Source organism: Streptoverticillium olivoreticuli subsp. olivoreticuli (genome assembly GCF_003391135.1).
Classification (GTDB): Bacteria; Actinomycetota; Actinomycetes; order Streptomycetales; family Streptomycetaceae; genus Streptomyces; species Streptomyces blastmyceticus.
In genome coordinates, this window is record NZ_CP031455.1 from 3319368 (window position 1) to 3343128 (window position 23761).

At 72.8% G+C, this 23761-nt stretch carries 15 protein-coding genes; 12 read left to right on the top strand and 3 right to left on the bottom strand.

Annotation, left to right across the window (positions count from 1 at the left end):
• The first annotated feature begins 21 nt into the window (after positions 1-21).
• The 6 genes from DXZ73_RS14100 (at position 22) to DXZ73_RS14125 (ending at position 9048) form a co-directional block, all read left to right on the top strand.
• Positions 22-1299: a sensor histidine kinase gene (locus DXZ73_RS14100; RefSeq protein WP_116211346.1), complete on the top strand. Its 1278-nt coding sequence runs from the start codon at positions 22-24 to the stop codon at positions 1297-1299.
• Positions 1300-1328: 29 nt separating this feature from the next.
• Positions 1329-1976 carry a LuxR C-terminal-related transcriptional regulator gene (locus DXZ73_RS14105; RefSeq protein WP_116211347.1) on the top strand — a complete coding sequence of 216 codons (648 nt, stop codon included), beginning with the start codon at positions 1329-1331 and terminating at the stop codon, positions 1974-1976.
• Between the two features lie 151 nt (positions 1977-2127).
• Positions 2128-5256, top strand: a complete 3129-nt coding sequence (locus tag DXZ73_RS14110) for an alpha-N-acetylglucosaminidase TIM-barrel domain-containing protein (RefSeq protein ID WP_116211348.1) — start codon at positions 2128-2130, stop codon at positions 5254-5256.
• Between the two features lie 140 nt (positions 5257-5396).
• Positions 5397-6188 (top strand): tyrosine-protein phosphatase, encoded by a 792-nt coding sequence (locus tag DXZ73_RS14115; RefSeq protein WP_116211349.1) that lies wholly within the window; start codon positions 5397-5399, stop codon positions 6186-6188.
• A 119-nt stretch (positions 6189-6307) separates the two neighbouring features.
• On the top strand, positions 6308-8251 hold the full coding sequence (locus DXZ73_RS14120) for a hypothetical protein (protein WP_425315834.1): 1944 nt from the start codon (positions 6308-6310) through the stop codon (positions 8249-8251).
• A 92-nt stretch (positions 8252-8343) separates the two neighbouring features.
• On the top strand, positions 8344-9048 hold the full coding sequence (locus DXZ73_RS14125; protein WP_116215610.1) for a TetR/AcrR family transcriptional regulator: 705 nt from the start codon (positions 8344-8346) through the stop codon (positions 9046-9048).
• An 18-nt stretch (positions 9049-9066) separates the two neighbouring features.
• Here DXZ73_RS14125 and pulA read toward each other — a convergent pair whose 3' ends face one another.
• Entirely contained in the window at positions 9067-11682 is a 2616-nt protein-coding gene (pulA, locus tag DXZ73_RS14130) for a pullulanase-type alpha-1,6-glucosidase (RefSeq protein WP_425315914.1), read from the bottom strand.
• Between the two features lie 113 nt (positions 11683-11795).
• Entirely contained in the window at positions 11796-13193 is a 1398-nt protein-coding gene (locus tag DXZ73_RS14135) for an alpha-amylase (protein WP_116211352.1), read from the bottom strand.
• Positions 13194-13515: 322 nt separating this feature from the next.
• Here DXZ73_RS14135 and DXZ73_RS14140 point away from each other — a divergent pair, with 322 nt between their 5' ends.
• From DXZ73_RS14140 to DXZ73_RS14165, 6 genes are all read left to right on the top strand, one after another.
• Positions 13516-14820: an extracellular solute-binding protein gene (locus tag DXZ73_RS14140; protein ID WP_116211353.1), complete on the top strand. Its 1305-nt coding sequence runs from the start codon at positions 13516-13518 to the stop codon at positions 14818-14820.
• A gap of 103 nt (positions 14821-14923) precedes the next feature.
• Positions 14924-15895 (top strand): carbohydrate ABC transporter permease, encoded by a 972-nt coding sequence (locus DXZ73_RS14145; protein ID WP_116211354.1) that lies wholly within the window; start codon positions 14924-14926, stop codon positions 15893-15895.
• On the top strand, positions 15892-16740 hold the full coding sequence (locus tag DXZ73_RS14150) for a sugar ABC transporter permease (RefSeq protein WP_116211355.1): 849 nt from the start codon (positions 15892-15894) through the stop codon (positions 16738-16740). Before DXZ73_RS14145 ends, DXZ73_RS14150 begins: the two co-directional genes overlap by 4 nt.
• Before the next feature lie 125 nt (positions 16741-16865).
• Positions 16866-18500 carry a glycoside hydrolase family 13 protein gene (locus DXZ73_RS14155; RefSeq protein WP_116211356.1) on the top strand — a complete coding sequence of 545 codons (1635 nt, stop codon included), beginning with the start codon at positions 16866-16868 and terminating at the stop codon, positions 18498-18500.
• Positions 18501-18525: 25 nt separating this feature from the next.
• A complete protein-coding gene (locus DXZ73_RS14160; RefSeq protein WP_240351333.1) occupies positions 18526-19659 on the top strand; it encodes a LacI family DNA-binding transcriptional regulator in 1134 nt (377 codons plus the stop codon).
• Between the two features lie 36 nt (positions 19660-19695).
• Positions 19696-20550, top strand: a complete 855-nt coding sequence (locus DXZ73_RS14165) for a phosphatase PAP2 family protein (RefSeq protein WP_116211357.1) — start codon at positions 19696-19698, stop codon at positions 20548-20550.
• 19 nt (positions 20551-20569) lie between these two features.
• Here the strand turns inward: DXZ73_RS14165 and DXZ73_RS14170 are convergent, their stop codons facing one another.
• Positions 20570-23635 (bottom strand): bifunctional [glutamine synthetase] adenylyltransferase/[glutamine synthetase]-adenylyl-L-tyrosine phosphorylase, encoded by a 3066-nt coding sequence (locus DXZ73_RS14170; RefSeq protein WP_116211358.1) that lies wholly within the window; start codon positions 23633-23635, stop codon positions 20570-20572.
• Positions 23636-23761: the final 126 nt, after the last annotated feature.

Here is a 23761-nt window from a genome sequence, read left to right on the forward strand (position 1 = left end):
ACGCGCACGGGGGACACCGGAATGAAGATCGCCAATGCTCTGCTGGCCGCGGCTCGGGGGCTGTGGCTGACGGTCTTCGGGATGGTGATGTCGACGCTGCTCTTCGCGTTCACACTGATATCCCTGGTGCTGATGATGCTGGGGATCGGTTTCTTCACCACCCCGGTCGTCCTGTCGGCCGTGCGGTCCTACGCCGACCGGCGGCGCCACCAGGCCGAAGCGTGGTCGGGGGTGCGCATTCCGGCTCCGTACCGCAAGCTGCCCGCGCGGCGCGACGGGTTCGCCGGGCAGGTGGAGCACTGCCTCACCCTGCTCAAGGACAAGGCGACGTGGCGCGACGTGCAGTGGCTGTTCGTCGACCTGTCGGCGGGCGCGGTGCTCGCGTTGCTGCCCGCGACGCTGATCGTCTATGTCTTCTGGGGCCTGGTGCTGGCCCTCGGTGTCTGGAAGCCGATCGTCCGGGCCAATGACGTGCAGTGGTTCGCGTTCGTACCGGTCACCGACCAGTTCACCGCCAATCTGGCGGCGGTCACCGGCCTCGCGTTCGGCGTGCTCGGGATCTTCGTCAACCAGTACCTCCTGCGGGCGCACTTCCTGCTCGCCAAGCAGCTGCTGCAGCCCACCCGGGAACGGGAACTCGCCCTGCGCGTCGAGCACCTCACCGAGACCCGGCACGACGCGGTGGACAGCTCCGCCGCCGAGCTGCGGCGCATCGAGCGCGACCTGCACGACGGCGCGCAGGCCCGGCTGGTGGCGATGGGGATGAGCCTGGGCACGATCGAGGCACTGATCGAGCAGGACCCCGCCCGGGCCAAGCGGCTGCTGGCCACTGCCCGCGCCGACTCCGCCGAGGCCCTCGCCGAGCTGCGCGACCTCGTCCGCGGCATCCACCCGCCCGTACTCGCCGAGCGCGGCCTCGGTGACGCCCTGCGCGCCCTCGCGCTGCGGATGCCGCTGCCCGTCGAGGTGGACGTCCAGTTGCCGGGGCGGGCCGAGGAGCCGGTCGAGTCGGCCGTGTACTTCGCGGTCAGCGAGGTGCTCACCAACGCCGCCAAGCACTCCCGCGCCGAGCGGGTCCGGCTCGACGTGCGCCATGCCGAGGGGTCGCTGCGGATCGCCGTCACCGACAACGGCCGCGGCGGCGCGGCGCCGTCCTCCGGCGGCCGGGGCGGGACGGGCGGCACCGGCCTCCTCGGCATCGAGCGCCGCCTCGGCGCCTTCGACGGCGTCCTGGCCGTCAACAGCCCGGCGGGCGGGCCCACCATGGTCACGATGGAGATCCCCTGCATCCTCCGTTGACGCCCCGTCACCATCCCGTGGAGTTCCCCTTGCGCGTAGTGCTCGCCGAAGACCTGTTCCTGCTGCGGGACGGCCTGGTCCGGATGCTGGAGGCGTTCGACTTCGAGATCGCCGCGGCGGTGGAGAGCGGTCCCGAGCTCGACCGGGCGCTCGCCGAGCTGGAGCCCGACGTGGCGATCGTGGACGTACGACTGCCGCCCTCGTTCACCGACGAGGGGCTGCAGTGCGCGCTGGCCGCCCGCCGGCGGACGCCGGGGCTGCCGGTGCTGGTGCTGTCCCAGCACGTGGAGCAGCTGTACGCGCGGGAGCTGATGGCCGACGGCACCGGGGGCATCGGGTATCTGCTGAAGGACCGGGTGTTCGACGCGGCGCAGTTCATCGACGCCGTACGGAGGGTGGCGGCGGGCGGCACCGCGATGGATCCGCAGGTGATCTCGCAGCTGCTGACCCGGCGGGCGCGGGACACGCCGATGGGGCGGCTGACGCCGCGCGAGCGGGAGGTGATCGAGCTGATGGCCCAGGGGCGGTCGAACGCCGCGATCGCCGCGCAGTTGCAGATCACGGAGCGGGCCGTCGCCAAGCACACGTCGAACATCTTCACGAAGCTCGGCCTTCCGCCGTCGGACGACGACAACCGGCGGGTACTCGCGGTTCTGGCCTACCTCGACCGCGGCTGAGACCCCGGAACAAGACCCCGGTGCAAGACCCCCGCACAAGACCCCGGCCGTGGTCAACGGGGCCTCGGGCCCCCATTGCTCCCTCTGATGGCCCCCGCTAGCGTGCGCCTCGCACGCGTGCGTTGTCGCATACCGCACAGTGGGGAGCGCCATGACCGAGCTGCCGAGGCCGTCGCCGTCGCCGTCGCCGTCGAGACGCGCGGTGCTGGGGGCCGTCGGAGCGATCGGCGCGGGAGCCGCCCTCGGTGTCTCCCCCGCGGCCGCCTCCGCGTCCCGGCGCCCCGCACCCTTCGATCCCTCCCCCGCCCACGCCGCGCTGGGGCGCCTGCTGCCCGACCACGCGCGGCAGTTCCTGCTGACCCCGCTCCCGCAGGGCCCGGACCGCTTCGAGGTCACCGGCACGACCGGCCGGATCGAGGTGGCGGGCACGAGCCCGGCGGTGCTGCTGACCGGTGTGCACTGGTATCTGAAGTACGTGTGCGGGGCCCACATCACCTGGAGCGCCCGCCACCTCGACCTCCCGGCCGCCCTCCCCGCGCCGGGCGGACCGCTGCGGCGCACGACCGCGCTCCCGCACCGCTTCGCGCTCAACGACACCAATGACGGCTACACCTTCCCGTACGCCGACTGGCCCTACTGGGAGCGGATGATCGGCATCCTCGCCCTGCACGGCTGCAACGAGGTCCTGGTCATCGCCGGGCACGAGGCGGTCCACCACCGCACCCTGCTGGACTGCGGATACGACGACGCCGAGGCGCGCGCCTGGCTGCCCGCGCCCTCCCACCAGCCGTGGTGGCTGCTCCAGAACCTGAGCGGGTACGGCGGCCCCCTCTCCCCCGCGCTGATCGCCGGGCGCGCCGCGCTGGGCAGGCGGATCTGCGACCGGCTGCGCGAGCTGGGCATGGCGCCCGTCCTGCCGGGCTACTACGGATCCGTGCCCGACGGCTTCGCCGAGCGGAATCCCGGCGCCCGCGTCGTCCCCCAGGGCGAGTGGCACGGCTTCGAGCGCCCCGACTGGCTCGACCCGCGCACCGGCGCCTTCGCCCGCACCGCGGCCTCCTTCTACCGGCACCAGCGCGAACTGTTCGGCGAGGCCGCGCACTTCAAGATGGACCTGCTGCACGAGGGAGGCACGGCGGGCGGGGTCCCCGTCGCGGCCGCCGCCCGGAGCGTGGAGCGGGCGCTGCGCGCCGCGCACCCGGAGGCGACCTGGGTGATCCTCGGCTGGGAGAACAACCCGCTCCCCGAGCTGCTCGACGCCGTCGACCGCGAGCGGATGCTGATCGTCGACGGCATCTCCGACCGCTTCGAGGGGATCACCGACCGGGAGAAGGACTGGGGCGGCACCCCGTACGCCTTCGGCAGCATCCCGAACTTCGGCGGGCGCACGACGCTGGGCGCGAAGACCCATGTGTGGGAGGAGAAGTTCTTCGCGTGGCGGGACAAACCCGGCAGCGCCCTGGCCGGCACCGCGTATCTGCCGGAGGCAGCCGACCGCGACCCGGCCGCCTTCGAGCACTTCTCGGAGCTGGCGTGGCGGGAGGAGGCACCGGACCGGGCGCAGTGGTTCGGCACGTACGCCGACTTCCGCTACGGCCGCCGGGACGCCGCCGCCCGGGAGGCGTGGGCGGCGCTGCGCGACACCGCGTACCGGCAGCACGCGCCCGAGCGCAGCGACCCGCACGACAGCCTCTTCGCCGCCCGCCCGGACCTCGCCACCGACCGGGCCGGGGAGTACGCGCCGAACGCCCTGTCCTACGACCCGGCCCGCTTCGACGCGGCGCTCACCGGGCTGCTGGCGGTCGGCGCGGACCTGCGGGACCGCGACACCTACCGCTACGACCTGGCCGACGTCGCCCGCCAGGCGCTCGCGCACCGCAGCAGGCAGCTCCTCCCCGAGCTCCGCGCCGCCCACGACCGCCGGGACCTGGCCGCCTTCCGGGCGCTCGCGGCGCTGTGGCTGAAGCTGATGGGCCTGGCCGACGACGTCGCGGGCACGCACCGGGCGTTCCTGCTGGGGCCCTGGGACGCCGCCGCGCGCGCCATGGCCACGGAGCCGGAGGAGGCCGACGAGCTGGTGCGCACAGGGCGGGCGCTGCTGACCATATGGGGCGGCCGGGCGACCTCCGACGGCGGGAAGCTGCACGACTACGCCAACCGCGACTGGCACGGCCTGATGGGCGGCTTCTACCTGCCGCGCTGGCGGCGGTGGCTGGAGGAGCTGGAGGACGCGCTGCGCGAGGGGCGGCCGCCGCGGGCCGTGGACTGGTTCGCGGTGGAGGAGCCGTGGACGCGGGAGGGCGCGGCGCACCCGCTGCGGCCGGTGGCCGACGCCTATCGCACGGCCGTACGCGTACGGGACACGCTGGCCGCCGCCCCGTACCAGGGCGCGCTGACCACCGCCGTGAGCCCGGCCGCCGTGCCGCCGGGCGGCACCGCCACGGTCGGCGTCACGCTCACCAATGTGAACGGGCTGCGGGCCACCGGGCGCGCCGATCTCGCCGTGACGGGCCTCGAGGCCGAGGCGCAGGGCCCCACTTCGCTGCCCGGCCTGGCCCCCGGCGGCACGGGCACGGTCCGGTGGCGCGTCACCGCGCCCGCCGCGCCGCTCGACCGCCCGCTGCGCCGGCTGCCGTACGAGGCGGGCGCGCTCTACGGCCCGCGGGGCGAGCAGCGGGTGCGGAGCGTACGGAGCGGCGCGCTGTTCCTGGCCGGGCCGCTCGCCGCGGGGTGGCGCACGGTCGACAACAACGCCGCGGTCTTCGGCCAGCTGGGCACCGACCGTTTCGCGATCGACGGCTCCGGCGCCGACCTGTGGAAGGGCACGGAGCAGTTCGGCGCGCTCTACCGCGAGGGCGCGCTGACGGCGGGCGGCACCGCGACGGTGCGGGTCGACGGCCAGACGGACACGGGCGGTTGGGCGCGTACGGGCATCATCGCGCGCAACGGCCTCGCGGCGCGGTCGCCGGGGGCGGTGAACCTCGCGGTGACGCCGGGGCAGGGGGTGGTGCTGTCGTACGACGCGAGCGGTTCCGGGGCGTTCGACACCTATCGGCGCATCACCGGGGTGCGGGCCCCGGTCCTGCTGCGGCTCGGCCGGATCGCTCCGGACGTCTTCCGGGGGGAGTGCTCCTCGAACGGCGGCGGGACGTGGCAGGTGATCGCGGAGGTACGGGTGCCGGGCACGGCCACCGCGCAGGACGTGGGCCTGTTCCTGACGGCGGGCGACGACGGCGGCGCTCGGGGCCTGGCGGAGTTCAGCGGGTGGCGGCTGGCCTGAGCCGTCCTCTCCCGCCCGGGAAAAGCCACCTCGCGCGGACGATCGCGGCGGGCATGAGGCAGGCTGGGCGGAGTGCGGGCGCGCCCTCGGCTACCGTTCGGCACAATAACGGTAGAAATCCGACAAGGAGAGACGCGCCCATGCCGCAGTTCGACGCCTCGACGATCATCAATCTCCGCGACCTCGGCGGCATCGCGCTCGCCGGCAATTCGGCCGTCCGTCCCGGCCTGCTGCTGCGCTCCGGCCAGCTCGACCGGCTCGACCCGGAGCTCGACCCCTCGGTCGCCGCCCTCGGCATCCACACGGTCGTGGACCTGCGCACCGAGCACGAGCGGCACGAGCGCCCCGACCAGGTGCCCGAGGGCGCCCGGCTGATCGTCGCGGACGTGATGGCCGCCGGGATGTCGGGCGCCGAGCGCGTGCCGGCCAAGCTCGACTCGGTGCTCGGCAACCCCGCGGTCGCGGAGGAGCACCTGGGCAACGGCAAGGCCGAGAAGCTGCTCTGCGACGCCTACCGCGCCTTCGTGACCTCCGAGCCCGCCTGCGACGCGTACCGCCTCCTGCTGTCGGCACTCGCCGAACCGGACTGCGGCCCCCTCCTCTTCCACTGCACGGCGGGCAAGGACCGCACGGGCTGGGCGGCCACCGTGATCCTGCTGCTCCTCGGCGCGGACGAGGCCACCGTGCGGGAGGAGTACCTCTCGGTCAATCCGGCCGTGCGGGCCGCGTTCGCACCCGTCATCGACCGCTTCACGGCGGCGGGCGGCGACCCGGAGATCGCCGACGCGATCCTCGGGGTGCGGCCCGCGTATCTGGCGGCGGCGCTGGAGGAGATGGAGCGGGCGTACGGCGGGGTGGAGGCGTACGTCCGCGACGGGCTCGGCATCCCGGACGAGGCGGTCGACCGCATCCGCGCCCGCTGCGTGGCGTGAGCACCGGGCCATGACCTCCGGCCCCACCGGCCACCGCTGTCACGCCTGACCACACGGGTCACTCCCGTCGCCCGGCGGGAGTGAGGTGACCATCTCACGATTCACTCGTTCTACGGATCGTGGAGCAGCAAGCGACAGCCCCCCGGCCCATTCCGCCCGTCGACGTCGAGCAGGCGGAGGCCGCGCTCATCGAGCACTACCCGCGCCTCGTGCGGCTCGGGTATCTCGTGCTGCCACCCGCCCTGGGCCGCAACCGCCGGGTGCTCACCGCGCACGCCCTCGTCCAGCGCGCCCTGCCCCGCAACAGGGTCACCACGGCGGAGCTCGCCGGACTGGCCGTGCCCGCCCCGCGCGGCAGCACCGGGTCCCCGGCCGACCCGGGCTACGCGTATGTGCGGCAGCGGGTGCTGCGGGCCGCGCTGGAGGCCGGGCGGCCGCGCGGGCGGTGGCAGCTGCCGAAGCCCGGCCAGCTGCCACCGCTGCTGCCGCAGGTGTGGGGCCTGCGGCTCTTCCCCCGCTCGGGCGGCGCCGACGAACTCGCCCTGGACCAGGCGCTCGCCGCCCTCTCCGGGCCCGGCCGGGCCGCGTATGTGCTGCGCGCCCTGGAGCTGCCGTCCGACCGTGACGTGCGGCAGGTGCTCAAGGCCGCAGGGGTCGAGGACCCGGGGGAGGCGATCGTCGAGGCATCGGGGCTGCGCACGCCCGCCGGGAGCCGGGACGCGTCGCTGCTGGAGTCGATGGAGTTCGACCCGTGCTCCCTCCAGGCCCGGCCGACCGATCTGATGCGCCGCCGCCAGCACACCCGGGCGGCCCTCGCGGCCGCCGCGGCGGCCGCCGTGTGCGGGACGCTGCTGGTGCTGCCCGGCAGCGGCTGGGGTCCGGACGGCGCGGCCGCTCCCCCGTACGCGCAGAACGCGGCGGCCCAACAGGCGCTGGACCCCGCCAAGTTGACCCGGGCGGACGCCGGGGCCTGGAAGCGCGCGGACCGCTCCGGCTTCGCGGTCTGGCCCGCCCGCGGCAACCACGCCGACGACCAGGAGCTGCTGCGCCGGGCCCTCGCCGTCTGGGCGCGGCCGGGGAGCAGTGTGCGCGTGACGTCCACGCCGGGCACCGCCACCGGGCCTGCGGCGGGCCCCCCGCAGCTGCTGTACGCGGGCGAGGTCGGCCAGGCGACGGTCGTGGTGTTCCACGACGGGCTGCGGCTGGTGCGCTACGCGGAGGCCAAGAACGGTGACACCGGCGGCGCGGCCCTCGACTTCGCCCGCGCGGACGCCGCGGACGGGGATTCCGCGACCGCGGTCGTGGTCGGCCGGGCCGACGGCAACGTCCGCTATCTGACGGCCCCTTGGGTGAGCGAGGTCGCGGTGCGCGACCTGCTCAAGCCCGGTGAGAGCGCGCAGCCCCTGCGCACGGCCGCGGACGGGGTGACCGACCCGACGATCAGCCCGGCGCCGACGAACGACTGCCACAGCTGGCCGGCGCTCCAGATGGGCGGGCGCCTGGTGACCGACCTCGGCGAGCTGACCCCGGCCCGGCTCACCGCCGGCGCCCCCGGCGGGCAGCACGACGTCACCGGCCCGGCGGCCCGCGCCGACTGGGCGCACACCGCCTGCCACCTGCAGACCGTGCGGTCGCAGGGCGTGCGCTCGGTGAACTCCTGGACCTTCGCGACGCAGCCGCTGCCCGGTGGCGCGGCGGGCAGCGCGCAGTGGCTGTGCACCCGGGCCGAGACCTGGCGGGGTGCGGGCAGCCGGGTGCTGGCGCTGTTCCAGCCGCCGGGGGCCCGCCCGGGCGCGGCGAGCCCGCCGGTCGCCCGCGCCGACGACTCCCCCGCGTGCGGGGCCCACGACCCGCACGCCCTGGCGGGCGTGCTGTGGAAGTCGCCCGGCGGCAACTGGTACGCGCTCGCGGCGGGCAGCGACGACGTGGAGTCGATCGCCGCGACCGGCGCGGTGCAGGCGACCGCCTCCGGCCGGCTGCTGGCCGTACCGGCGAAGCCCGGCGCCCGGACCGCGCTCACCGCGCGCCTGTCGGACGGGAAGAAGCTGACCGCCATCCAATGACGGGGCGGCCGCCCCCGACGGCGAACGACCCTAGCCCACCCGGGTTCTGAGCGTGACCGGGGCCCCTGTGGGCTGCCATTAGTATGACCGCCATGACGAACGGGGTACGGCGCAGGATGGCGGTCGAGCAGCGACGCGAGCAACTGATCGCGGTCGCTCTCGACCTGTTCGGCCATCGCCGCCCGGACGACGTCTCCATCGACGAGATCGCAGCGGCGGCCGGGATATCCCGGCCGCTCGTCTATCACTACTTCCCCGGCAAGCAGAGCCTGTACGAGGCGGCGCTGCGGCGGGCGGCGGACGAGCTCGCGGCGCTCTTCGACGAGCCGCGCGAGGGGCCGCTGGGCGAGCGGCTCTCGCGGGTGATGCGGCGGTTCTTCGACTTCGTCGAGGAGCACGGCACGGGCTTCTCCGCCCTGATGCGCGGCGGCCCGGCGGCGGGAAGCAGCCGGACCTGCGCCGTGATCGACGGGGTGCGGCAGGCGGCGTACGAGGAGGTGCTCCACCACCTCGGCGTGCAGTCGCCGCCCCCTCGCCTCGAACTGGCCGTCCGCTCCTGGATCTCCCTGACGGAGACAACGGCCCTGCTCTGGCTCGACGGCCGCCGGATCCCGCGCGCCGAGCTGGAACGCCAGCTGGTCCACGACTTCGCCGCGCTCACCGCGGTGAGCGCGGCCTACGACGAGGGAATGGCGGAGATCCTGCGCCGCCTGCTCGCCGACGAGTCGGACCGGGGCCCGTTCATGGACCTGATCACGCGCCTCGCGGTGCTGATGCCACAGCCGCAGCCGTCCTGACACCCCGGAACGGGCCGATCAGCCCGCGCGACGGAAGACCGCCACCGTCCGCCCCGGCACGGAGAACGTCCCCGAACCTCGGTCGTACGACGCCGACTTGACCACCGGATCGGCTCCCCCGGCCTGGACCGGGTGGAGGGTGTAGGGCGTTCCCTCAGTGGCTGCGACGTGTTGCGTGCGGCGTTCGGGGGTGGCGTTGAGGACGACGAGCAGGTCGTTCACGCGCATCGTGACCACCCCCGGCGTCTCGTCCTTGCCGGAGAGCGGGAAGGACAGGTCCGCCTGGACGCCCGCGGACGTGGCGTGGTCGAACGCCTTCTCCGTCGTACGGATCCGCAGCAGGTCGCGGTAGGCCGCGGAGGCCGCCTCGGTGGCCGGGCAGCCGGGGCGCAGGGCCGGGTCGGCGAGGAGGGGCCTGGCGTAGGGCCACTTGGCCGCGTTGTCCCCGGCCGGGGGCAGGCCGCGGCCGAAGCCGTTGCCGTCGGCGCAGTCCCAGTGGATCGCGTTGAACCAGTCGCCGCTGTCGAAGGAGTTGCGGTCCAGGGACTTGGAGCGCAGCAGGTCCGTACCGGCCTGGGAGAGGGCCGGTCCCTGGGAAAGCGCGGCGGTGGCCATGGCGAGGACCTGCGTCCGGGCCCGGTCGGCCGCCGTGGTGCGCTGCGGCAGTTTGTAGGCGAGGGCGTCGTAGAGGGACTCGTTGTCGTGCGCGTCGACGTAGGCGAGGGCGTCCCCGGGCGCGGCGGCGTAGCCGGCCGGTGAGCCGTTGTAGTCGACGTCCGAGCCGCGGACGCTCCGGCCGGTGGAGTCGGTGAAGCGGTACGCGGCGAGGTTGCCGGTCAGGCCCACCTTGACGATGTCCTGGGCGTGCAGGAGGCGGGACCGCTGCTCGTCGGGGGTGCCGGGCGTCGCGCCGTTGGGGTCGGTGTACAGGCCGGAGGCGAAGCCCTGGACGCGCGGGTCCGCGTCGAAGGGGCCGCCGCCGCGGACGGCGTCGCGGGCGCGGTCGGAGAAGGTCGCGATGCCGGTGCCCGCCATGTTCTTCTGGGTGGCCTGGACGAAGCGGGCGTCGTCGGCGGCCTCCCCGAAGTTCCAGCCCTCGCCGTAGAGGATCACGGCCTTGCCGTCGACGCCGTCCTTGGCGACCGTGAGCGCGTCGAGGGCCTTGCGCACGGCCAGGATGTTGGCCTTGGGGTGGTGGCCCATGAGGTCGAAGCGGAAGCCGTCGACCTTGTACGCCCTGGCCCAGGTGACGACCGAGTCGACGACGAGCCTGCCCATCATCGCGTGCTCGGGCGCGGTGTTCGCGCAGCAGCTGGAGGTGGCGACGGTGCCGTCGTCGAGCAGCCGTTGGTAGTAGCCGGGGACGATGCGGTCGAGCACGGACCTGGGGTCCTGCCCGGACGCGGCGGTGTGGTTGTAGACGACGTCCATGACCGTACGCAGCCCGGCCCCGGCCAGCCCCTGGACCATCTGCCGGAATTCGAGCGTCCGGCGCGGTCCTTCGGGGTCGGAGGCATAGCTGCCCTCGGGGACGGTGTAGTGCAGCGGGTCGTAGCCCCAGTTGTACGCGTCCCGGGCGGCCGTCCGTCCCACGCACTCCTGCTGCCGCTCGGAGTCGGCGGGCAGCGCGGCCAGGTCGCAGGCGGGCGCGGCCTGGTCGGCGCGCCTTTCGGGGACGGTGGCGAAGTCGAACGCGGGCAGCAGGTGGACGTACGAAGTGCCCGCGTCGGCGAGGCTCTTCAGGTGCCGCATGCCGGCCGAGGCGCGGTCGGTGAAGGCGAGGTACTCCCCCGGGTGCGCCGAGGTGCGGTCCGCGACGGAGAAGTCACGGATGTGCAGCTCCTGGATCTGCGCGTCCCGCAGCGGCACGGCGCGGGGCTTGCGCAGCCCCCGCCAGCCCGGCGGGGCGAGGGCCGGGTCGGCGAGGTCGGTGACCAGGCTGCGCACGGAATCCGCGGTGAGGGCGGTGGAGTAGGGGTCGGTCACGAGATTGGTGACCGTCTTCCGCACGGTCGGGGCCCAGACGGTGACGGCATAGCGATAGGGCTTGCCGGTCCACTCCCGGGGGCCGGTCACGCTCCACACACCGCTGGCGGCGTCGCGCCGCATGGACACGGTGCGCCCGTCGAGTTCGAGGTCGACGCGTCGCGCCGTGGGCGCCCAGACGGAGAGGGTGGGACGGCCGTGGCGGAAGACCGGGCCGAGCCCGGCCTTGGCCGCGGACGCGGCGTAGAGGTCGTCGAGGACGCCGGGTATCTGTACGCCGGTGGTGATGTCGTCGGTGGCGGCGGTGACCTGGCCTCTCAGGGCGTCGGGTACGCGGCTCCGGTCGGCGGTGGCCACCTGGAAGGCGTCGTAGGCGGCGAGGTGGGGGTACTTCGCACGCTGGGCGGGGGTAAGGCCGCCGGGCTGCCGGGTGAGGGTGAAGGTGCCGGTGTCGTGTACGAGGCGGTGGGGGTGGTCGGCCGTGCCGAGGTTTTTGGGCCAGGCGAGGGTGTTGTGGTCGATCCATTGAACGGTGGCTTTGGGCGGTGGGGTGGGTGGGGTTTCGGCGTGAGCGGTGCTTGTCAGTGGGAGCAGGAAGAGGAAGGCGGCGCTCAGGGCAAGGCGTCTCATGGGGCTCCTTCGCTGTATTCAGCCCGTCCGGCGTTTGAGGACGCGCCCGCGGGGCGCTGGGGTCCGGGGCGGAGCTCCGGCCGCGGCGGAGCCGCGTATCAGACGCTGTGGGAAGGGGCGGGGCAGGGGAATCAGGCACACTCGCGCGCACCCACATGCAGCGCCAGCGCCGTGTTCGGAGCCAGGGAAGCCGCAAACGTGCCGTCCGGCGCCACCGACACCCGCCGACCGCTCTGCACGTCGCAGTAATCACCCCCCGGCAACGACGTCCGAAACGTGCGGCTCACCGCGAACGCCTCGTGATTGATGGCCACATAGCCCTCGCGACCGCGCCCGAAAGCGATCGCCTGGTAGCCGTTGTCCCACCAGTCGCCGACCGCCGCGCCCCGCGTCGCATTGCGGAATCCCACCATGGACCTGATCTCGGGCCATTTGTGCTGGCACTTCCAGCCGTCCTGCCAACAGGCGGTCACGGAGCCGCCGTTGGGCGGTCCCGCGTCGCGGTCGGTGAATTCGTAGCCGGAGTGGACGTCCGGGGAGCCGTAGGGCCAGGCGAGCATGAAGACGTTGGCGAGGGTGTAGTTCGCGCCGTCCTTGTAGCTGAGGGTGTCGCCGCCCCGCTCCGTGTCCCAGTTGTCGGTGAAGACGGACGCCTGGCCGCCGGGCAGATAGCCCCAGCCCTCGCCGTAGTTCTTGAGATAGGCGAGCCGCTCGCCGGTGAAGACCCGTTTGAGGTCGCGCGCGTAGCGGAATTCCTGGACGTCGCCGTTGCGCAGGTATTCGTCCGGCCGGACGGCCTCGCCCGCGCCGTAGATGGTCTCCTGCTTCCAGTAGACGCCGGGTCTGCTCAGCCGGGACTTGATGGCGGCGAGGTCCTCGGTGGCGATGTGCTTGGCGGCGTCGATGCGGAATCCGTCGATGCCCAGGGAGAGCAGGTCGTCGAGGTAGGCGGCGATGCGGTCGCGCACGTGCTCCGCGCCGGTGTCGAGGTCGGCGAGGCCCACGAGTTCGCAGTTCTGGACGTCGCCCCGGTCCCGGTAGTCGGCGATGGGCTTGCGGCAGCCGTGGAAGTCCCGGTCCTGGTACGTGCCCGGGTAGTCGTACTTCGTATACGGGGAGCCGCCGGTGCCCGTGCCGGAACCGGCGGCCATGTGGTTGACGACGGCGTCGGCGACGACCTTGACCCCGGCCGAGTGGCAGGCGTCGACCATGCCCTTCAGGGCGGCGCGGTCACCGAGCCGTCCGGCGACGCGGTAGCCGACGGGCTGGTATGAGGTCCACCACTGCGGCCCCTGGATGTGTTCCTGAGGTGGTGACACCTGGACGTATCCGTAGCCCGCCGGGCCGAGGGTGTCCTTGCACTCCTTGGCGACGGAGGCGTAGTTCCACTCGAAGAGCACGGCGGTGACGTCGCGTTCGCCGGGTGCGGCCGCCCGCGCGGGCGGGGCGCAGGTGAGGGTGCCGGCCACGAGGGCGGCGACGGCGAGCAGCGCTCTTCGGGTGGTTCCGGGCAGGGCGAAGGGGGGCATGGCGCCTCCTGGGGGGGGTGGCCGGTTCCTGGCGAACCGGGACAAAACAGCCTGGTACGGCAACGCGTCGCACCCGTAAGGCTGATGAAGGTTCTTGCTGTTCTTGCTGCAAAATCTGTCCGCACGACCGCGGCAACAGCCGCGCACGAGACCGTACGAGGCCGGTCGCCACCGGTCAACCCTTGGGACACGGTCCGGTTACGACCCGGAAATCTCGCCGTTTCATTCTTGCAAACCCTTTCGCAAGAGATTGCAGCCTGTTAACTTCCTCCACAGCTCGGGCCGTCCGCGACTGGTCGGCCTCCTTGATGAGGAGATCCATATGCGAAGAGGCATATCGGTTGCGGCCGTCGTCGGCGTGCTGGCCCTGACCGCGACCGCCTGCGGCGGTGACGGCGGCGGCGATGGCGGCGACGGCTCCAAGGCGGCGAACGACCCGGGCAGTGTGAGCGGGACGGTCACCTGGTGGGACACCTCGGACGCCACCAACGAGGCACCGGCCTTCAAGAAGCTGGTGTCGGCCTTCGAGGCGAAGTACCCCAAGATCAAGGTCGATTACGTCAATGTGCCGTTCGACCAGGCGCAGCAGAAGTTCAAGACGGCCGCGTCCACGGGCAAGGGCGCGCCCGACGTGCTGCGCTCGGACGTCGGCTGGACCCCGGGCTTCGCCCAGCTCGGCTATCTCAAGGACCTCACCGGCACGCCCGCGCTCGACAACGCCGGCGACTTCCTCGACGGGCCGCTGAAGAACGCCGCGTACCAGGGCAAGACGTATGGCGTCCCCCAGGTCACCGACACGCTCGGGCTGCTCTACAACAAGGACTTGTTCCGGAAGGCGGGCATCGAGGCGCCCCCGGCCGACTGGAACGCGGTCAAGGACGCCGCCCGGAAGATCAAGGACAAGACGGGCGCCGAGGGCATCGGCCTCAGCCCGGACGGCTACTACTCGCTGCCCTTCCTCTACGGCGAGAACAGCGACATGGTCAACGTCGCCGGCAAGAAGATCACCATCTCCGACGCCGCGTCCGTCAAGGGCATCGAGACGGCCGTCGACCTGGTCAAGTCCGGCGCCGCGCCCAAGCCGGCGGGCACGGACGGCTACAACGCGCTGAAGACGGACTTCAAGAACGGCAAGCTGGCCATGATGGTCGACGGTCCGTGGGCGACGAAGGAGATCTTCGGCGGCGGCGCGTACAAGTCGAAGGAGAACCTGGGGATCGCGACGATCCCGGCGGGCTCCACGGGGACGGCGGGGGCGCCGGTCGGCGGCCACAACCTCGTCGTCTACGCGGGGTCGAAGAACTTCGACGCGTCCTACCTCTTCACGCGGTTCATGACCGAGGCCGCGCAGCAGGAGTCGGTGTCGTCGGCGATCGGGGTGCTGCCGACGCGGAAGTCGGCCTACACGAAGGAGGTGCTGGCCGATCCGGTGCGGAAGTCCTTCTACGAGGCGCTGGGGAAGGCGCATGCGCGGCCTCCGCTTCCGCAGAGTGGAGATCTGTTCACGGACTGGCTCCAGCACTACACGAAGATCTTGACGCTGAAGGAGTCCCCGAAGGAGGGAGCCGCGGCCACTGCGAAGGCTTGGCAGGGGGCGTTGCTGAAGGACTGGTCCGTGCAGGAGTAGTGGGCCGGGGGCTTTTCCCCTGCCCGCCCCTTCCCGAACCGGGGCTCCGCCCCGGACCCCGGTCCTCGAACTCCCCCGCGCCCCCGTGAGAAAGACGCTCGCCATGACCACAGCAGTTTCCGCAAGCGGTAGTCCGCCCACGTTGTCCACCCGGCTCAGGCGGTCCTTCGACACGCACTGGTACGCCTGGGCCATGGTGCTGCCCGTGGTCGTCGTGCTGGCGGTGCTGGTCGGGTATCCGCTGGGGCGCGGGATCTATCTCTCCTTCACCGATGCCAACGAGGCCAATGTCGGCCGGACCATCGGCGTCAACCACATCGCTTCGACGTACAAGTCCGTCGGTCTCGACAATTACTGGAAGGTGCTCTCGGGGCAGGAGGGCCACTTCTACTCGCGGCTGGGCTGGACCGTCGTCTGGACCGCGTCGTGCGTGTTCCTGCACTACACGATCGGCCTCGGGCTGGCCCTGCTGCTCAACAGGCCGATGCGGTTCCGGGCGCTCTACCGGGTGCTGCTGATCCTGCCGTGGGCGGTGCCGGCGTTCGTCGCGACGTTCTCGTGGCGGCTGATGTTCAACGAGAAGTACGGCGTCCTCAACGCGTTTCTCACCGAGCTGGGCCTGGACCCCGTGGACTGGCTCGGGGACTCGACGCTCCAGAAGGTGTCGGCCGTCGCGGTCAACGTGTGGCTGGGCGTGCCGTTCATGATGGTGGCGATCCTCGGCGGACTCCAGGCGATACCCCGGGAGTTGCACGAGGCGGCGGAGATGGACGGCGCCTCGCCCTGGCAGCGGTTCCGGCACGTGACGCTGCCGGGGCTGCGGCCGGTGAGCGGGACCGTGATCCTGCTGGGCGTCATCTGGACGTTCAACATGTTCCAGGTGATCTACCTGCTGATCGGGCAGGGGGCGAGCTCCGACAGCGAGATCCTGGTGACGTACGCCTACCGCCTGGCCTTCCAGGGCGTGCGCGACTACGCGGGCTCGGCCACGTACGGCATCCTCATCCTCTCGCTGCTGCTGGTCTTCGCCGTCTTCTACCGCCGGATGCTCTCTCGACAGGAGACCACGCGATGAGCTCCACCACCCCACGGGCCCGCGGCGAGCGGTCGCGCGGCGCCTCGGCCGCGCTGCACACGGCGCTGGTCCTCGCGAGCCTGGTCTCGGTCTTCCCGGTGCTGTTCGTCGTCTTCGTCTCGCTGCGCGGCCGGGACGGCTGGCAGGAGCCGACGCGGTTCGTCGGCTTCGACGTCTCCAACTACACGCACATCCTGGGGCACACCAAGTTCCTGACGTGGTTCGGGAATTCGGTGATCGTGGCGGTGGGCGCCACCGTGCTCGGGGTGTTCGTCGCGGCGACGGCCGGCTACGCCGTGTCGCGGATGCGCTTTCCCGGGCACCGGTCGCTGATGTGGACCTTTCTGATCGTGCAAATGTTCCCGATGGCGGTGCTGATCGTGCCGCTGTACAACATTCTGGGTGAGCTCGAACTCCTGGACTCCTACACCGGTCTGATCGTGACCTACTGCTCGGTATCCGTACCGTTCTGCGCCTGGATGCTCAAGGGGTACTTCGACACCATTCCCGCCGAGATCGACGAGGCGGGCCGGGTGGACGGGCTGAGCCCGTTCGGCACCTTCTGGCGGCTGATCCTGCCGCTCGCCCGGCCCGGTCTGGCCGTCACCGCCTTCTACTCCTTCATCACCGCCTGGGGCGAGGTCGCCTTCGCCACCCAGTTCATGAGCAGCGAGGAGCACTACACCCTCGCGGTCGGGCTCCAGACCTTCGTCGGCCAGCAGAAGGCCGAGTGGGGTCTGATGACGGCCGCGGCGGTCCTCATCACCGTCCCCGCAGCCGCCGTCTTCTTCCTCGCCCAGCGGCACCTGGTCGCCGGGCTGACCGCCGGTGGCACCAAGGGCTGACCCCGGCCCGTGGTGCGTCACCGGACGCGTCGACCGCGCGTTGACGTGTTCGTACCGCCCGCACCGCTCGTACGGCCCTTCGCACCGCCTCTTCCGTGACCGCACTTTTCGACCTAGGGAAGTACATGACCCAGGATCTCGCGCCCTCCGTCCGCCCGGCCGCCGACTCCTCGTCCGCGCACGCGGACGGCTGGTGGCGCAGCGCCGTCATCTATCAGGTGTACGTGCGCTCGTTCGCCGACAGCGACGGTGACGGCATCGGCGATCTGCGGGGGATCCGGCAGCGGCTGCCGCACCTGGCGGAGCTGGGGGTGGACGCGGTGTGGCTGACGCCGTTCTACGCGTCGCCGCAGGCGGACGGCGGTTACGACGTCGCGGACTACCGCGCGGTGGACCCGCTGTTCGGGGATCTGTCGGACGCGGACGACCTGGTGCGGGAGGCGCACCGGCTGGGCCTGCGGATCATCGTCGACATCGTGCCCAACCACACGTCCGAGCGGCACACGTGGTTCCGGGCGGCGCTCGCGGACCGCCCGGGGGGGACGGCCCGCGAGCGCTATCACTTCCGTCCGGGCAAGGGCGTCTCGGGGGAACTCCCGCCCAACGACTGGGAGTCCGTCTTCGGCGGCCCGGCCTGGACGCGCACGCGACTCCCGGACGGCGCCCCGGGCGAGTGGTACCTGCACCTCTTCGCGCCCGAGCAGCCGGACCTCAACTGGGAGAACCAGGAGGTCCGGGAGGAGTTCGAGTCGGTGCTGCGGTTCTGGCTGGACCTGGGCGTGGACGGGTTCCGGATCGACGTGGCGCACGGCATGGTCAAGGCGCCCGGGCTGCCGGACATCGGCCGCAAGGAGCAGGCGAAGCTGATCGGCGCGCAGGTGCTGCCGTTCTTCGACCAGGACGGGGTGCACGAGATCCACCGCTCGTGGCGGGCACTGCTGGACTCCTACGAGGGCGAGCGGATCGGGGTGGCCGAGGCGTGGGCGCCGACCTCGGAGCGGCTGGCGCTGTACGTGCGCCCCGACGAGCTGCACCAGGCGTTCAACTTCCAGTTCCTGACGTGCGCGTGGGACGCGGACGCGATGCGGACGGTGATCGACGAGTCGCTGGCGGCCACGCTGTCGGTGGGCGCGCCGACGACCTGGGTGCTCTCCAACCACGACGTGGTGCGGCACGCCACCCGCTACGGCGCCGGCGAGCCGGGGCTGCGGCGGGCGCGGGCGGCGGCGCTGCTGATGCTGGCGCTGCCTGGCTCGGCGTACGTCTACCAGGGCGAGGAGCTGGGGCTGCCGGAGGTCGTGGACCTGCCGGACGAGGTGCGCCAGGACCCGGCGTTCTTCCGGGGCGACGGCCAGGACGGCACCCGGGACGGCTGCCGGGTGCCGATCCCGTGGTCGGGTGACGAGGCGCCGTACGGCTTCGGGCCGGGCGGCAGCTGGCTGCCGCAGCCCGCGCAGTGGCGGGAGCTGTCGGTGGCGGCCCAGTCGGGGGACCCGCGCTCGACACTGGAGCTGTACCGCTCGGCGCTGACGCTCCGCCGTGAGCTGCCGGGGCTCGGCGACGGGGAGATGGTCTGGCTGGACGCGCCCGAGGGGGTGCTGGCGTTCTCGCGGCCCGGCTTCGTCTGCACGCTCAACACGCTGGGCGAGGAGGTGGAGCTGCCGGTTCCGGGGCGTCCGGTGCTGGCGACGTCGGCGCTCGAGTTCGGCGGCGGCACGGTGCGCCTGCCCTCGGATTCCTGCGTCTGGTGGGCAGTCTGAGATGCGACCGGTAAGGTCCAGTCCTGTGACCGCCCGGCTTGCCGATATCGCAGCGCAGGCGGGTGTCAGCGAAGCAACCGTCAGCCGCGTCCTCAACGGGAAGCCGGGGGTCGCCGCCTCCACCCGCCAGTCCGTGCTGGCCGCGCTCGACGTGCTGGGCTATGAGCGCCCGGTGCGGCTGCGGCAGCGCAGCGCGGGCCTGGTCGGGCTGATCACCCCGGAGCTGGACAATCCCATCTTCCCGGCGTTCGCGCAGGTCATAGGGCAGGCGCTGACCCGGCAGGGGTATACGCCGGTGCTGGCCACGCAGACGCCGGGCGGCTCCACGGAGGACGAGCTGACCGAGATGCTGGTGGACCGGGGGGTCGCCGGGATCATCTTCGTCTCCGGGTTGCACGCGGACACGTCCGCGGATATGCAGCGCTACGAGCGGCTGCGGGCCCAGGGCGTGCCGTTCGTGCTCATCAACGGTTTTTCGGCCAAGGTGCGGGCGCCCTTCGTCTCCCCCGACGACCGGGCCGCGGTCCGGCTCGCCGTCACCCATCTGGCCGCACTGGGCCACCGGCGCATCGGGCTGGCGCTGGGCCCCGAGCGGTATGTGCCGGTGCAGCGGAAGATCGAGGGCTTCCTGGCGGCCGTGCGGGAGCAGCTGGGGCTGGCGGAGGCCGAGGCGGGGGAGCTGGTCCAGCACTCGCTGTTCAGCCTGGAGGGCGGCCAGGCGGCCGCCTCCGCGCTCCTGGACCGGGGTTGCACGGCCGTGGTGTGCGCGAGCGACATGATGGCGCTGGGCGTGGTGCGCGCGGCCCGTCAGCGCGGCCTGGAGGTGCCGCGGGACGTCTCGGTGGTCGGCTTCGACGACTCGCCCCTGATCGCCTTCACGGACCCGCCGCTGACCACGATCCGGCAGCCGGTGCAGGCGATGGGGCAGGCGGCGGTGGGGGCGCTGCTGGAGGAGATCGGCGGTACGCCGGCGCCGCACAGCGAATTCGTCTTCCTGCCGGAGTTGGTGGTCCGGGGTTCAACGGCTTCGGCCCCGGGCACGGCCCGTGTCGGCGCGGACACGGGACTTCCCGAACAGGCCCGCACAGACGCGCGTACGGGCGCTCGTACGGTGGTGGCGAACCGGGCGGAAAGCGGCGAAGACCAGTCTTGGGGATGATCTGCCCCAGGCCGCTTTCTGGCAGACTGGTTGGCTATGGGTGAAGCGACAGTAAGGCAACTGGAAGGCCGCGCGGCCGCCCCGCCACCCACTGAGGAGCGAGCGGACCGGCCATCGGCGGAATGTGCCACCGAGCGAAAAGTCGGCCTGTGGAAGCCGCGTTCGCCACGTCGGCCGCGCCTGTGGTTCGAGGTGCTGCTCATCGCGGTGAGTTACTGGACGTATTCCCTCGTGCGCAACGCCGTGCCGGAACAGCGGGCGGCGGCGCTGCGCAACGCCGACTGGGTCTGGCGCACCGAGAACACCCTGCACATCGCCGTCGAGAACTCGGTCAACCACGCGGTGAATTCGGTGACGTGGCTGATCGTGGGGATGAACTACTACTACGCCACTTTGCACTTCGTGCTCACGATCGGGGTGCTGGTGTGGCTCTACCACTGGCACCCCGGCCGCTACGCCGCCGCGCGGCTGGCCCTCTTCGCCACCACCGGCGTCGCGTTGCTCGGCTATTACCTCTACCCGCTGGCCCCGCCACGGCTGATGGACAGCGTGGACTTCATCGACACGGTCGTGGTGCACCACACGTGGGGCTCGATGGCCTCGGGCAATCTGGCCGACATGTCGAACCAGTACGCGGCGATGCCGTCGATGCACATCGGGTGGTCGGCGTGGTGCGGTGTCACCATCGCGACGCTGGCCCGGCCGGTGTGGGTGCGGGTGCTGGGGGCGGTGTATCCGCTGGCGACGCTGGTGGTGATCGTGGCCACCGCCAACCACTTCTGGCTGGACGCGGTGGGCGGCCTGCTCTGCCTCACGTTCGGCTTCGCGCTGTCCTACGGCTGGTACCGGTCGTTCCCGTACCGGCTGGCGCGCCACGTGGCGGACGCGTAGGCCGGGGGGCGCGGCTGCCTCAGGAGCCGTAGAAGAGCTCCTCCACCACTGCCCGGGCGCGTCTGGTGGTGCGGCGGTAGTCGTCGAGCATCTCCCCGACGTGGCCCGGCTCGTAGCCGAGGTAGCGGCCGACGGCGGCCAGCTCGCGGCTGTGCGAGGGGAAGGTGTCCCCCGCCCGCCCGCGCACGAGCATCACCGCGTTGCGGACGCTCGTCGCGAGCACCCACGCGTCATCCAGTATGGCCGCCTCTTCCGCACTCAGCAGCCCGGCGGCGCAGGCCGCGTGGAGGGCCTCGCGGGTGCGCGTCGTGCGCAGCCCCGGCTCGGCCCAGCCGTGCCGCATCTGGAGCAGCTGTACGGTCCACTCCACGTCCGACAGGCCGCCGCGCCCCAGCTTGGTGTGGGTCGTGGGGTCGGCGCCGCGCGGCAGCCGCTCTGACTCCATGCGGGCCTTGAGGCGTCTGATCTCGCGCACGGCGTCCTCGCCGAGGCCCTCGGCGGGGTAGCGCAGCGGGTCGATCAGCTCGACGAACCGCCGCCCGAGTCCGGCGTCGCCCGCGACCGGCTCGGCGCGCAGCAGGGCCTGGCTCTCCCACACCAGCGACCAGCGGCGGTAGTAGGCGGCGTAGGAGGCGAGGCTGCGCACGATGGGGCCGGACTTGCCCTCGGGCCGCAGGTCGGCGTCGACGAGCAGCGGGGGGTCGGTGGTGGGCAGTTGCAGGAGGCGGCGCATCTCGGTGGCGACGGCGAAGGCGGCGCGGGCGGCCTCCTCGTCGCCGACGCCCTCGCGGGGTTCGTGGACGAACAGCACGTCGGCGTCCGAGCCGTAGCCCTGCTCGTGGCCGCCGAAGCGGCCCATGCCGATGACCGCGAACCGGGCGGGGAGGGTGTCGCCCCACTCGGCGCGCACGGCGGCGCGCAGGGCCCCGGCGACGGCGGCGGCGTTGAGGTCGGAGACGGCGCCGCCGACGGCGTCGACCCGGTGATGGGTGTCCTTGATCTCGGGGGTGCGGCCGGGCAGGGAGGTGCCGTTGCCGCTCCCGGCGGGTCCGTACGCGCCGATGATGTCGGCGGCGGCGGTGCGGAAGAGCTCCCGGCGGCGCACCCCGCGGACCGCCACGATCGCCGCCTCGGCGCCCTCGGAGCGGCCCACCGCGGACAGCACCTCCTGGTCAAGGGCCTCCCGGCTGCGGGGGCGCAGCCCTTCGGGGTCGCCGAGCAGGGCGACCGCCTCGGGGGCGCGCAGCAGCAGGTCGGGGGCGAGGCGGCCGGCGGACAGCACGCGGGCGAGGTTCTCGGCGGCGGCGCCCTCGTCGCGCAGCAGCCGCAGGTACCAGGGGGTCCGGCCGAGGGCGTCGGAGACCTTGTGGAAGTTGAGGAGTCCGGCGTCGGGGTCGGCGGAGTCCGCGAACCAGCCGAGGAGGACGGGCAGCAGGGTGCGCTGGATGGCGGCCTTGCGGCTCACCCCGGAGGCGAGCGCCTCCAGGTGGCGCAGGGCGGCGGCGGGGTCGGCGTAGCCGAGGGCCTCCAGGCGGTGGCCCGCGGCCTTGGCGCTCAGCCGGATCTCGCCGGGCTCCAGTTGGGCGACGGCGTCCAGCAGCGGGCGGTAGAAGAGCTTCTCGTGCAGCCGGCGGGCCTCGCGGGCGTGCTTCTTCCATGCCTTGGCGAGCTCGGCGACCGGTTCGGTGCCGGGCGGCCACTGGAAGGCGCGGGCCAGGGAGCGGCCGAGGCGGCGCCGGTCGGCCTCGTCCTCGGGCATGAGGTGGGTGCGGCGCAGCCGGTAGAGCTGGATGTGGTGTTCGAGGGTGCGCAGGAAGCGGTACGCGGCGTCGAGGGCCGCGGCGTCCGAGCGTCCGACGTAGCCGCCCGCCGCGAGCGCGGTCAGGGCGTCGAGGGTGTTGCCGCCGCGCAGTGTGGCGTCGCTGCGGCCGTGCACCAACTGCAGGAGCTGGACGGCGAATTCGACGTCGCGCAGGCCCCCCGGCCCCAGCTTCAGCTCGCGGTCGACCTGTCCGGCGGGGATGGAGGCGATGACGCGGCGGCGCATCTGCTGGACGTCGGCGACGAAGTTCTCCCGCTCGGCGGCCTGCCACACCAGCGGGGAGACGGCGTCGAGGTACTCCTGGCCCAGCGCCGCGTCGCCGGCGACCGGGCGGGCCTTGAGCAGGGCCTGGAACTCCCAGGTCTTGGCCCAGCGCTGGTAGTAGGCGAGGTGGCTGGAGAGGGTGCGCACGAGCGGGCCGTTGCGCCCCTCGGGGCGGAGGTTGGCGTCGACGGGCCAGATGGTCCCCTCGGGGGTGACATCCGAGCAGACGCGCATCATCCGGGAGGCGAGCCGGGTGGCGGCCTGCACGGCGGCGCCCTCGGCGGCGCCGCCGCGGGGCTCGGCCACGAAGATGACGTCGACGTCGGAGACGTAATTGAGCTCGCGGCCGCCGCACTTGCCCATGCCGATGACGGAGAGCCGGCAGGCCGCGGCGTCCTCGGGGTGCTCCTCGGCGGCGATGTCCAGGGCGGCGCGGAGGGTGGCGGTGGCGAGGTCGGCGAGCTCGGCCGCGGTCTGGGCGACGTCGGAGGTGCCGCAGACGTCGCGGGCGGCGATGGTGAGCAGGCAGCGCCGGTAGGCGGCGCGCAGCGCGTCGGCGGGCGCCATCCCGGCGCCCCGCTCCCCGCGCACCCCTTCGGTGAGGGCCTTCTCGAACTCCGGTGTGGCGGGGTTGAGATCGGCCGGTTCGTAGGTGACGAGGGCGTGCCAGTCGCCGGGGTGGCGGGCGAGGTGGTCGCCGAGCGCCTCGGAGGCGCCCAGCACCCCGAGCAGCCGGTCGCGCAGGGGCTTGGCGGTGACCAGGGTGTCCAGCAGCGTCTGCCGCTCGGCGGTGCCGGTGGCCTCGACGAGCCGGACGAGCCCCTGGAGTGCCAGGTCGGGGTCGGCGGTGGCGCCGAGGGCGTCGAGAAGAAGGGGGTCGGAGCGCACGGGGGCGAGGACGGGGGTTTCGAGGAGACGCTCGGCGGCGACCGTATCGGTGAACCCGTGCCTCAGCAGTCGGCTGTACGAGCTGCTGCGACGCCCTTCCGGCACGATCATCTCTCGCCCCTCTTCCCTTCCCCGACCACCTGCCGGGCTGTCTCCGACGCCGGACGGGCGGCAGTTCAGCCCGTCCGGCGTTTGAGGGACGCTCCCGCAGGGAGCTCCCGCCGCAGGCAGCAACGG